Origin of the sequence: Streptomyces sp. NPDC001508 (genome assembly GCF_040298665.1) — a bacterium.
In the GTDB taxonomy this organism is placed as follows: Bacteria; Actinomycetota; Actinomycetes; order Streptomycetales; family Streptomycetaceae; genus Streptomyces.
In genome coordinates, this window is the sequence record NZ_JBEPAP010000001.1 from 174954 (window position 1) to 186792 (window position 11839).

Sequence of the window (11839 nt, forward strand, 5' to 3'; positions counted from 1 at the left end):
TTCGGTTCACGGCTACACGTCGGTCGGTTCCACCGTGCGGGCCCGGGTTCGCTGGTCCGCGTCCGGACCGGGGGCCACGTTCGGTGCGAGCCAGGGGTTCGCGGACACCAGCTGCCGGGTGTAGGGATGTTGCGGCTGGAAGAGGACCTGGTCGGTCGGACCGGCCTCGACGATGAGCCCCCGTTCCATCACCACGACGGTGTCGGAGAGATGGGAGATCACCGCCAGGTCGTGCGAAACGACGACAAGGCCGAGTGGACGCTGCGTGGTCAGCTTGAGCAGCAGGTTCACGATCTCCGCCTGCACGGACAGATCCAGCGCCGACGTCGGTTCGTCGGCGACGAGGACGGACGGATTCGCAGCCAGGGCGCGGGCGATCGAGACGCGCTGGCATTGCCCGCCGCTGAGACGGCCCGGTCGCCGGTGCACGAGATCGCCGGTGAGGCCGACCGCCTTGAGCAGTTCGAGGGCGCGCTCGCGCGCTGCCCGCCGCGCCGTCCTCTGCACCGTCCGGCATGCTTCCTCGACGGACGCGAGCGCGGTCTGTGTTTCGGTGAGGGACGCGAACGGGTCTTGCAGGATCAGCTGCACCTCGTGCCGCTCCGGCTGCCGGCTGCCGAAGCGACGCCACGGCTTGCCGTCGACGGTCACCTGGTCCGAGGGGAGGACGCCGGTGAGCAGCCGGGCGAGCGTGGACTTTCCGCTGCCGGACTCGCCGACGATCCCGAGCCGCTCGCCGGCCCGGACGCGGACGGAGATGTCGTGCAGGATCTGCCGGTCGCCGTAGGAGAAGTCCAGCCGACGGGCCTCGACCGTCGACACCTTCCCGGTCGGCACCGCTCGGGCCGGAACCGGTGTGTACCCGTCGTCGGTGACGGCCTTGGAGACCTCGCCCGAGCGGCGCGCCAGCAGGTAGTACCCGCGAGGCGTGCGTTCGGGAAGGGCACTGACGAGCGTCTGCGTGTACGGATGCCGCGGGTTCTCAAGTACTTCGGCGGTGCGGCCGGTCTCGACCACCCGCCCCTCGTTCATGACCACGACGCGATCGGTCGCGGACGCGATCGAGTTGATGTCGTGCGAGATGATCACAAGCCCGAGCCGGCGCTCGAACCGCAGCTCGGTGAAGAGGTTCAGCACACTGGAGCGGACGGAGGCGTCCAGAGCGGTGGTCGGCTCGTCGGCGAGAAGCAGGCGCGGTTCGGACGCGAGCGCGAGCGCGATCATCACCCGCTGCCGCATCCCACCGGAGAGTTCATGGGGTCGCGAGCGCAACAGCACTTCGGTCGGGGTGAGCCGCACCGCCTCAAGCGCTTGGCGGACATCGTCATCGGTCGCCCGGGTGCGCCGGGCCAGTTGCAGGGCTTCGCGCACCTGACTGCCGATTCGCTGCAGCGGGTCGAGGCTCGACATGCTCGCCTGCGGCACCATCGACACGATCCCGCGGAGGGTGCGCTGCCGGCTCCGCAGGGACTCCCGGGTCACATCGCGGCCGTCGACGTGGATCGCGCCGGACTCGATCCGGCCGCCGACGGAGGACAGCAGCCCCGTGATGGCGCGCAGGGTCATCGTCTTTCCCGAGCCGGTCTCACCGATGATGCCGAGCGCTTCACCGCTGTCGAGCGCGAGGGACACATCGGTGAGCACCTTCGTCCGTGCGATGGTGACGTTGATGTCGCGGACGTCGAGCAGAGCGGTCATCGGGAGTTCCTTCCACCGGCGGAGTCGGCCATGAGGGCGAAGCCGACGCCGAGCACAAGCACGACAAGGCCGGGAATGATCGGCGCCCACCAGGCGATCGGCAGCAGGGCGATGCTGTCGGCCATCATCTGACCGAGTTCGGGCGTCGGCGGGACGATGCCGACGCCGAGGAACGCCAGCGAACCGACCAGCGCGGTCGTCGCGACCGCCTGTGTCGCGGCGTAGGACAGGTTCATCGACACCAGCGCCGGACCGATGTGCCGGAACAGGATGCGCACCGGTCCGTATCCGAGGACGCGGGCGGCGACGACGGAGTCCCGCTCCCGGAGCAGGATCGCGCGGGACATGGTCAGCCGGGTGTACGGGGGCCAGCACGCGATCGCGATCGCGATGCTGATGGCGGCGGCGCCGCGCGGCAGGCCAGGTATCAGCTCACGGTTGCCGAGCGCTGCGGCGAGCCCGATGACGAGCACGATGTACGGGAACGCCATCGTCGCATCGGTGATCCTGCTGATCACGGCGCGGCCCACGGCCGGAAGACAGGCGGCGATCAGGCCGAGGAGCGCCCCGCCGAATGCCGCGGCGGCGATGCTGACGACGATGAGCCCGAGGTCTGTCCGGCCGGCTTCGAAAGTGCGGACGAAGATGTCCCGGCCGAGTTGGTCGGTTCCGAACAGATGGTGGGCGCTGGGCGGAGTGAGCGGCGTCGAGGCGATGTCGGAGGACGACACCGAGCTGACCATCGGGACGATGACGAACGCCAGGGCGAGGACCACGACGATGGTCAGTCCGACCAGCCGCTCCGCCCGGAGGTTCAGTGTGCGGCTGCGACGGGGGGAAGCGGGCTGGGGCTCGGCCACCACGTTGGGCGGCTCGACGACGGCGGTCATCGGGCGGTCCTCGGGTCGATCACGCGCGCGGCTATCTCGGTGATCAGGTTGAGCACCACGACGACTGCGCCGGTGAGGAGGACGATGCCCTGGATGACGGGGAAGTCCAGCGCTGCGACGGCGGTCGTCATCGCCCGTCCCATACCGGGGAGGCCGTAGACGATCTCGACGATGACCGCTCCGCTGATCAGGTAGCTCAGGCTGACACCGATGACGGCAAGCACCGGACCGGCGCAGTTCGGGGCCACATGGCGGAGCATGAGCCGGGCCCGCGACATGCCGCGCGCCGCGGCGGCTTCGGCGAAGGGTTCGTGCAGTACCTCGCCGGCGCGTTCGCGCACCGCACGCAGGATGATCGGGGTCAACCAGAACGACACGGTCAGCGCGGGCAGGATGAGGTACTGGAAGTTGTCGGGGTAGCCGCTGCCCCACCCGCCGGTGGGGAACAGTCCTCCGCGGAGCGCGACCGTGAGGATGAGCACGAGCCCGATCAGCGCGCCCGGTGCCGCGAGACCGAGCAGCGAGAGCACGCGGAGGATGTTGTCGAACACCGGCCAGTTGCCGCCTGCGGAGAGCAGTCCGAGCCCGATGCCGACGACGGACGAGATCAGCAGCGTCACACCGACGAGAGCGAACGTGACCCCGGCACCGTTCATGACGACGCTCGCAACGGTGGTGGTCGGGTGCTGGAAGGAGTTGCCGAGGTCGCCGTGGAGGAGACCGGTCGCATAGTCGAGGAACTGCGCCAGGAGCGGCTTGTCGAGTCCGAGTTCGGTGCGGAGGGCCGCCATCCGCTCCGGGCTCGCGCCGGTGTTCCCTCCGATCATGACGACGGCCGGGTCACCGAGCAGCGTCCGGATGAGGAAGAACGTGATGATCATGACGAGCAGGGTCACGACGATCGCCTGGGCGATCGGACTTACCCTGGCGGCCAGGCGCTTGCCTGCGCGGCTACCGGTCCGGCGGGCCGCCGGACCGGGCCAGACTGCTGAGGACATCTACGGTGCTTTCTCTCGTGAACGGCGGGAGCCGTGCGGAAGGGGGAGGGAGGGGCCCGCGGTGCGAGCCCCTCCCGCGGGTTACGGCAGGACCAGGTACGAAGCGCCCACGCTGTGGATGACATCGCTCGGGAACCGGGACACACCTACATAGCTCAGGGTCGTCAGCGGGATCGACGGAAGTTCCTTCACGTACTCCTCGTTGATCTTCTCGACCAGACCGGGTGCCTCACTGGAGGAGGCGGTCTTCAGCTGGTCCGACAGTTTCTTCAGCTGCGGCATGTCCGGTTTCGTCGGCAGCGTTCCCCAGAAGTTGGCGTTGTTGCCCGATGTCGGGTCGCCGTAGATGTAGCCACCGAGATAGCTCTGGGTGTTTTCGTAGTAGCCGATCCACCGGGTGAACAGCCCCCAGTCGCCCTGCTTGAGCCGGTCGCCGACCTGGTTGAAGGGCGTGTTCTCGATCTCCAGCCGGATGCCGATGGCCTTGAGCTGCTGCTGTACGACCTGTGCGACGAGCGGCACCTGCCATGCGGAGTCGGTGACGGTGACGAGCGGGATGGTGCACCCGTTCTCACACTTGGTGCCCTTGAGCTTCGCCTTCGCCGCGGCGATGTCCTGCTTGGTGGCCTTGACGTTCGGCGACTTGTTGTCCTGGTTCCACGGGATGCCGTAAAGCGGCAGCCCGACGCGCTCGCCGCCGAGCGCCGAGTCGGCGATCTGCTGACGGTCGACGGCGAGCGAGATCGCCTGGCGCACGCGTTTGTCACCGGCGATGGGGTTGTTGAAGTTGACGGACAGCGCCATCTGGCCGCCGTTCCATTTCGCCGTATCGAGCGTGAGCGGGCTCTTCACCTGCGACAGCAGGTTCCCCGGGATGTTGTCGGCGTAGTCGACCTGCCCGCTCCTGAGCTGCGCGAGACGTGTCGCCGCGTCGGTGACGGCAACAAAGTTGATCTTCTTTACCTTGCGCGGCGTGGTGTCGTAGTAGTCGTTGTTCGCCGAGAGGGTGAACTTGCCGTTGGTCGTGTCGAGGGTGTCGAACTTGAACCGGCCGGCCGAGATCGGGTGCTTCCAGAAGCCGTCGCCCTTCGCGATGCCCGACGCCGGCAGGATGACCATCTCCGGCACCGACAGAGCGGCCGGCAGGCCCGGATAGGGACGGCTCATCGCAAGCGAGACGGTGCCGTTGTCGGGCGTGGTGACCTTCTTGATGCTGCTCATCGCGGGGCCGATGAAGTTGTCACCGGCGACGTTCGGCGTCGACAGGATCCGGTCGAACGTCGCGGCGACGTCCTTGGAGGTCAGGGCGGATCCGTCGGAGAACTTCAGCCCGGAACGCAGCTTGATCGTCCAGGTCAGCCCGTTGGACGAGGCGGTGACCGACCTGGCCAGCTGCGGGGTGCCGCTGGCCTTCCCGTCGGAGTAGTTCGTGAGATAGCCGCCCCACAGGAAGGTCAGCTGTGTTACCTCGTAGGACGCCGAGTTCATCGGGTCCAGCGACTGCGGAATCGCATGGTCCGCGATCGTGATCTCATCGCTCAAGGCGTTCGAGGCGTTGGAGGCGTTCGACGCCGACGAGCACGCGCTCAGGACCAGCGCGGCGACTGCCGCGGTCGCGGCGGCTGCCGGAAGCCGCCGCCATCGGCGCACGGGGGAGATGGACATCATGACTGCTCTCTGACGAGGGGTTCGAGGAGGAGAGGAATGGTGATCAGCCGGCATCGACACGGATCACCGACGTGGTGAGCCCGTCGGTGATGTCGAAGATCGCCGCGCCCAGGGTGAAATCACCGGTAGCGAGCTGGAAAGGCGGCAGTGAGGAGGTGTCCTCCCCGCGGTACTCCTTGACGAAGTGGATCGGGTCGAACCCGAACCCGCTGAAGCCCAGCCGGCCGGCCATACCGAGTTCCGCGACAAAGCCGGTGCCGCCGGGCAGCACATGCGCGAGCTTCGTCCCGTCGTGGGTATGCGTCCCGACGACCGCGGCGACCTGCCCGTCGACGGCGCCGGAGAACCACGCCTTCTCCCCCGGCGACCCGCTGTGCAGGTCGACGACGACCGCCCCCTGGAGCAGACCGCCCTCGACCAGCTCCGTCCACGCGTCCCACAGGTCGGTCGGCTTCGGGGCCAGGCACGCCCCGCCCACTGCGCCGGGGCTCAGCAGGTTCACCACCGTCAGCTTCTTGTCGCCCTCACCGATGGTCAGGACACCCTTGCCGCGCGTCTCCGGCACGTTGAGCGGGCGGACCACCTGCGGGCAGGCGAAGGACTCCGCGACCTCGGGACCGTCCCAGGAGTGGTTCCCGCCGGTGATGACGTCGGCGCCACCGGCGATGAGGACGTCCAGTTCCTTGCGGGTGGTCCCGAATCCGTTGTACGGCGACGGGCCGGTGACCGCCGCGTTCTCGGCGTTCACCACGATCCAGTCGAGCTCGTACTCGGCACGGAGGTCCGGGAGGCGGGCGCCGAGCCACGCGGCCGCTTCGGGACCGACAACGTCACCCACGGTCATCACACGCATCTGATTCATGGTGCGACCGTAGAACCCTCGATGGAAAAATGTTCACCGCAGTTGATGAACGAAGGATGAATCCTCCATCAGTCTTCGTCCTGGAACTTCCCTCACCAGTTTGTGTCGCCGGCAGGCCCGGCATCGAGTTGTCTGAGGTCTTGTACGCGCCCTCTGGACGGCCGGATGGGCGCCCGTGCGGACGGGGCGCAGCATCGCACCTTTCAGGACCAGTTCGGCAACGGTCATGCGCGGGCCTGCGGTTACGGGGCAAGCGGTGGAGCGCCGGCGTGTGTCTTCTACAGGGAGTGTTCGATCGTGATGTCGGCCATCACGTCGAGTGCTTTCGCCGATGCTTCGGGGCGGCGGACCGCGATGCCGACGAAGAGCGCGTCAATGATGCCCAGGTGGGCGAGGCGGCTTGCCATGGCTTCGAGCCGGAAGCCGTACTCGGGCCCTCCCGCGATCAGTGCGGCGTCCGCGACGCGGGTCAGGGGCGAGTTGATGAAGCTGGTGACGGCGACGACGAAGGCGCCCGCCCCCCGGGCCGCCTCGGCGGCCAGCAGCGACTCGCGGCTGGCACCGGTGTGGCTGATGACCAGGCACACACAAGAGTCGTCGAGATGCCGTGCCGCCAGGTGCTGGGCCATCACATCGGTGGGATACGTCGTCACGAGGCCGAGCGCCGACAGCCGGTAGGCGACGTCGTGGGCCGGGGCGGCGGAGGTCCCGTTCCCGACGACGAGGACGCGCGCGGCCACCGCCATGCGGTCGATGGTGAGGGACAGCAACTCGGGCTCGACGGTCTGCGCCGCGTCGACCAGGGCGCGGGCGCTGCGGCGCAGTATGCGGTCGAGGATGTCACCGGCAGGTGTCCGGCTGTCGATCCCCTCTTCGTGGGCCAGCTCTTGTCCCTGTTCTTCCTGCTGGGCGAGATCGCGGGTGATGGCGAGCTTGACGTCCTGGTAGCCCCGGTACCCGATGCGCTGGCAGGCACGGACCGCGGAGGACTGGGCGACCCCCGCCTTCTGTGCGACCTCGGTCACCGAGCCGTGCACGACCGCTTCGGGCTCATTGAGAATCAGCTCGATGACCCGTTTGTCCGTGACGCCCAGGCTGGGCAGCGCGGCTTGAGCACGGGTGACGAATTCGCCGCTCATCAGGGCTGACTTGCCTGCGGCCACGGGGCCTCCGTTCATTCGTTTACACAGCATGGATCGACTGTCGATGCAAGCGGGACACTAGCACGGGATGGATTATCCATCCCGAGTTCCAGCCATACCTGGATAGTTCATCCTTCGGTAACCCTGGCTTGGCTCCCACGCCATCCCCGGCTTCGAACCTGGCACCGTCGGCACGGGTCGACAGGTGTTCGAACGCTCCTGCGTGGGCGGCCGCACGGGATGGCAACACCGACCCCGAAACGGCCCCAAGAGCACACCTTCTCAGGGCCGGTCGGGCGCCCGGCGCCGGCCCAGTACCGAGGTCCCGTGCATCAAGGCCCTGCGTCCGCCGCGTCCAGGCGGCCGATCAACTCCGGAAACGAGGAACACCCCCGTGGTCACCATGTCGCCGACCGCCGCCTTGCGCCAACGCGCCGCGAGACTGCGCCGTGCGGGCGTCCAAGTCTTCGACTTCTCGGCAGGCGAACTCGACCTGCCGACCCCCGCCCACATCGTCGCCGCGGCCATTGACGCCGCCGGCAGGCCGGAGAACCACCACTACGGGCCGACCGGTGGCGAGAGGGGCCTGCGCCAGGCGATCGCCGACCGGCTCGGCCCGAGGGCCACGAGACCACTCGACGACTCGAACGTCCTGGTCACCAATGGTGCCAAGCAGGCCTTGTTCAACACGTTCATGGCGCTGCTGGAGCCTGGGGACGAGGTCCTGATACCGGCGCCGTACTGGGTGACCTTCCCGTCCTCGGTCCGGCTGGCCGGCGGTAGTCCGGTGATCGTCCAGCCGTCCGCCGGCGAGCTGAAGGTCACCCCGGACCACCTGGAGGCAGCGCGGACCCCGTCCACCCGGGCGATGGTGCTGTGCTCACCGAACAACCCGACAGGACTGGTATACGACGAGCCGGAGCTGCGCGCGCTCCTGGCGTGGGCGGCGAAGCACGGCATCTGGATCGTCTCGGACGAGACCTACGTCGACCTCGGCTTCCGGCCCGTTCCCGCGCCGGCCCGGGTCGAGCCCGGGGTGAGCGACCGGCTCATCACGGTCGGCAGCGTGTCCAAGTCCTACGCCATGACGGGCTGGCGGGTGGGCTGGATGTCGGGGCCGGCGAAGGTCATCGACGCGGCTGCCGCCGTCCAGTCCCACACCACCTCGAACGTCAGCCGCATCGCGCAGGCGGCCGCCCTCGCCGCCCTCACCGGACCGGATGTGACGGCCGGATTCCGGGCGATCCTCCGCGACCGGCTGAAGATCTGTCAGGTCGTGCTGGAACCTCTCGGGCTGTTCCGGACGCCCCCCGACGGCGCGTTCTACGTCTTCCCCGACATCCGCGGGTTCGGCCCCGACGACGTCACCGTGGCCGACCGCCTCCTGGACTCCGGTGTCATCACGGTGCCCGGTGCTTCCTTCGGGGCTCCGGGGCATCTGCGGCTGAGTTTCGCCATCGCGGAGGAAAACCTGCGCTGCGGACTGTCCACCATGGCCAAGCTCCTCGACGGCCGGGCCGGCTGATGCGCTCACCCGACCACCCGTTGGTCTCCCGCACCGTGTTCCTCCGCATGCTCCGTCTGCCCGGCTACCCGAACTCACCGCTGAATCGGAGACGTCATCATGACCTCTGCCACTGACGGCAAAGCCGCGCTCGCACCACCGGGCAGCGATGCCGAGCAGTCCAAGCCTTCCAAGATCGTCCCCGTCCGGTACCCCGGCCGATGGGTGGCCGTGGCCGTCGCCCTCGTCCTGGTGGCGCAGTTGGTGCACGCCCTGGCCACCAACCCCGGCCTGGAATGGGTGACGTTCCGGCAGTACTTCTTCGACCCCAGCGTTCTGCACGGCGTATGGCTGACCATCGAGCTGACCTTCTACGCCGCGTTGGCGGGTTTCGCGGGCGGCATAGCGCTGGCCTTCATGCGGCTCTCCCCCAATCCCCTGCTGCGGGTGACCGCCTACGGCTACGTCTGGGTCGTGCGCTCCGTGCCGCTGCTGGTACAGGTGCTCTTCTGGTTCAACATCTCCTACCTGTACTCGCGTCTGAGCATCGGAGTACCGTTCGGGCCGGAGTTCTTCTCCTTCAGCACCACCAATCTGGTCAGTTCGGTGAGTGCGGCCGTCATCGCGCTCTCGGTCAACGAGGCCGCCTTCGCCTCGGAGATCGTCCGTGCGGGAGTGCTGTCCGTCAGCCAGGGCCAGCTGGAAGCCGCCGCCGCGCTGGGGATCCCCAAGCGTCGTCAGCTGGTGCGCATCGTGCTGCCACAAGCCATGCGGACCATCGCGCCCAACGCGGCCAACCAGCTGATCTCGCTGTTCAAGAACACCTCGATCGTCTCCGTGATGGCGATCATGGAGCTGTTCTACACCGTCCAGGTCATCTACGGACGCACCTCACGTGTCGTACCCATGCTGCTCGTCGCGACCGCCTGGTACGTCCTGCTGACGACCCTCCTGTCGATCTTCCAGTACTACGTCGAGCGGCGCTACGCCAAGGGCACTGCGCGCGCGCTGCCGCCGACCCCCATCGAGCGGGTGCGCCTCGCCATCGGCAATTTCCGCGCGGCTGCCGCGGAAGAAGGGACCCTGCGGTGACCGCGAAATCGCCTTCCGCCGACCGTGCCCACAAGGCCGCGGCCGATCCCGCCCGGGTTGTCGTCGACATACGCGACGTCCACAAGAACTACGGCATGGCCGAGGTGCTCAAGGGAGTCGATCTCCGGGTCCGGGCCGGCGAGGTGACCGTCGTGCTGGGCCCGTCCGGATCCGGCAAGTCCACCCTGCTGCGCTGCATCAACCACCTGGAGAAGGTCAAGCGCGGCACCGTCACCATCGACGGCGAACTGATCGGCTACCGGCGGGTCGGCGACAGGTTGCACGAGCTGCGTGAGCGCGAGGTGCTGCGCCAGCGCACCCACATCGGCTTCGTGTTCCAGAACTTCAATCTCTTCCCGCACCTCACGGTCCTGGACAACCTGGTCGAGGCACCCGTCTCCGCCCTGGGCGTGCCGCGGGCCCGGGCCCAGGAACGCGCCGAGCGGCTGCTGGAGCGCGTCGGTCTGCGCGACAAGGTGACCGCCTACCCCGGCCAGCTGTCCGGCGGCCAGCAGCAGCGCATCGCCATCGCTCGCGCGCTCGCTCTGGAACCCAAGGTGCTGCTCTTCGACGAGCCCACCTCTGCCCTCGACCCGGAACTGGTCGGCGAGGTGCTGGACGTGATCAAGGATCTGGCACGCGCCGGCACCACCATGATCGTCGTCACCCATGAGATCGGCTTCGCCCGTGAGGTCGCCGACACCGTGGTCTTCATGGACGGCGGCCGGATCGTCGAGCAGGGGGCACCGGCCGATGTGCTCGACTCCCCCCGGCACGAGCGCACCCGCGCCTTCCTCTCGAAGGTCCTCTGACCCCGCTTCTCTTGATTCTCCTGAAAGGCAGCACCACCGTGTCCGTGCTCATCCGCCCCAAGGTCACCGCGTTCACCACCCTGGCCGTCGCCGCCGCGCTCACCCTGAGCGCCTGCGGCGGCCCCGCCAAGGACGCGTCCGCATCCGCATCGGCATCCAAGGTGTCCTTCAACACCAGCCCCGACCAGAACCGCTACTCAGCGCCCAAGGACGACTCCATCGCCGCTGAGGTGCCCGCGGCCATCCGGTCCCGGGGCACCCTCGAAATCGGCAACTCCAAGGGGAGCACCGCACCGCTCACCTTCTTCGCCACGGACAACAAGACCCTCATCGGCGTGGAAACGGACATGGCGTACGCGATCGCCTCGGTGCTCGGCCTCAAGGTGCACTACAACCCGGTCTCCTTCGAGCAGGTCTTCGTCGGTCTGGACAGCGGCAAGTACGACGTCGGCGTCACCAACATCACCGTCACCGAACTGCGCAAGCAGAAGTACGACATGGCCACCTACCGCAAGGACGCGCAGGCGTTCGAGGCCAAGAAGGGCGCGACGTGGCACGTCACCGGCCCCAAGGACGTGGCGGGCAAGACCATCGCCGTGCCCACCGGGACCAGTGAGGAAAAGGCCCTGCTGGACTGGAGCGCCCAGAACGTCAAGGCGGGCCGCAAGCCCATCAACGTGAAGTACTACCAGGACGAATCGGCCGTCTATCTGGCCCTCCAGTCCGGCCAGATCGACGCCTATCTCCATCCCAACCCCGAGGCCCAGTACCACGCCAGTGTCTCCGGCCAGACCCAGGTCGTCGGCGAGATCATCGGATCCGGGAAGAACCTGGAGGGCCTGATCGCCGCGACCACCAAGAAGGGCAACGGTCTCGGCAAGCCGCTCAACGACGCGATCAACTACCTGATCAAGAAGGGCGTCTACGGGAAGATCCTGGCCCGCTGGGATCTCACCAGCGACGGGGTGAGCACCTCGCTGCTCAACCCGCCCGGCCTGCCGATCGAGAAGAAGTGAGCGCTCGAACACGGAACGTCTGACCCGGACACCGTCCTGGCCCGGGTCAGTCCCGCCTCTGGGCCGACGGACACCTCAGCGCCACCGGCCGCCCCCGCCACCTGGAGCCGCTCCGCTCCCCGCGGGGGATCGGCTGCTTCCCGTGCCGGCTCCCGGT

The 11839-nt window shown here is 68.1% G+C and carries 11 protein-coding genes; 5 read left to right on the forward strand and 6 right to left on the reverse strand.

The window, feature by feature from the left end:
• Nucleotides 1-12: 12 nt before the first annotated feature.
• The 4 genes from ABT245_RS00695 to ABT245_RS00710 all read right to left on the reverse strand — a co-directional run bounded on the left by ABT245_RS00695 (nt 13) and on the right by ABT245_RS00710 (nt 5128).
• Nucleotides 13-1698, reverse strand: a complete 1686-nt coding sequence (locus ABT245_RS00695) for an ATP-binding cassette domain-containing protein (RefSeq protein WP_351727305.1) — start codon at nt 1696-1698, stop codon at nt 13-15.
• Entirely contained in the window at nt 1695-2588 is an 894-nt protein-coding gene (locus tag ABT245_RS00700; RefSeq protein WP_351727307.1) for an ABC transporter permease, read from the reverse strand. The genes ABT245_RS00695 and ABT245_RS00700 overlap by 4 nt, the downstream gene beginning before the upstream one ends.
• Nucleotides 2585-3586: an ABC transporter permease gene (locus tag ABT245_RS00705; RefSeq protein WP_351727308.1), complete on the reverse strand. Its 1002-nt coding sequence runs from the start codon at nt 3584-3586 to the stop codon at nt 2585-2587. Before ABT245_RS00705 ends, ABT245_RS00700 begins: the two co-directional genes overlap by 4 nt.
• A gap of 81 nt (nt 3587-3667) precedes the next feature.
• Entirely contained in the window at nt 3668-5128 is a 1461-nt protein-coding gene (locus ABT245_RS00710) for an ABC transporter substrate-binding protein (protein WP_351727310.1), read from the reverse strand.
• Between ABT245_RS00710 and ABT245_RS00715 the strand changes: the two genes are divergently transcribed.
• Complete coding sequence (locus ABT245_RS00715) at nt 5112-5267, forward strand: hypothetical protein (RefSeq protein WP_351727312.1); 156 nt, start codon at nt 5112-5114, stop codon at nt 5265-5267. The genes ABT245_RS00710 and ABT245_RS00715 overlap by 17 nt on opposite strands.
• Before the next feature lie 30 nt (nt 5268-5297).
• Here the strand turns inward: ABT245_RS00715 and ABT245_RS00720 are convergent, their stop codons facing one another.
• Together ABT245_RS00720 and ABT245_RS00725 are read right to left on the reverse strand one after the other, a co-directional pair.
• Complete coding sequence (locus ABT245_RS00720) at nt 5298-6116, reverse strand: YmdB family metallophosphoesterase (RefSeq protein WP_351727314.1); 819 nt, start codon at nt 6114-6116, stop codon at nt 5298-5300.
• Nucleotides 6117-6394: 278 nt separating this feature from the next.
• On the reverse strand, nt 6395-7279 hold the full coding sequence (locus ABT245_RS00725) for a MurR/RpiR family transcriptional regulator (protein WP_351727315.1): 885 nt from the start codon (nt 7277-7279) through the stop codon (nt 6395-6397).
• A gap of 382 nt (nt 7280-7661) precedes the next feature.
• On the opposite strand from ABT245_RS00725, the gene ABT245_RS00730 reads away from it, so the two are divergent.
• From ABT245_RS00730 to ABT245_RS00745, 4 genes are all read left to right on the forward strand, one after another.
• On the forward strand, nt 7662-8783 hold the full coding sequence (locus ABT245_RS00730; RefSeq protein WP_351727753.1) for a pyridoxal phosphate-dependent aminotransferase: 1122 nt from the start codon (nt 7662-7664) through the stop codon (nt 8781-8783).
• Between the two features lie 99 nt (nt 8784-8882).
• A complete protein-coding gene (locus ABT245_RS00735; protein WP_351727317.1) occupies nt 8883-9854 on the forward strand; it encodes an amino acid ABC transporter permease in 972 nt (323 codons plus the stop codon).
• Between the two features lie 95 nt (nt 9855-9949).
• Nucleotides 9950-10666 (forward strand): amino acid ABC transporter ATP-binding protein, encoded by a 717-nt coding sequence (locus ABT245_RS00740; RefSeq protein ID WP_351727755.1) that lies wholly within the window; start codon nt 9950-9952, stop codon nt 10664-10666.
• Between the two features lie 11 nt (nt 10667-10677).
• Nucleotides 10678-11682, forward strand: coding sequence for an ABC transporter substrate-binding protein (locus ABT245_RS00745; protein WP_351727318.1), 1005 nt, complete (start codon nt 10678-10680; stop codon nt 11680-11682).
• Nucleotides 11683-11839 lie beyond the last annotated feature (157 nt).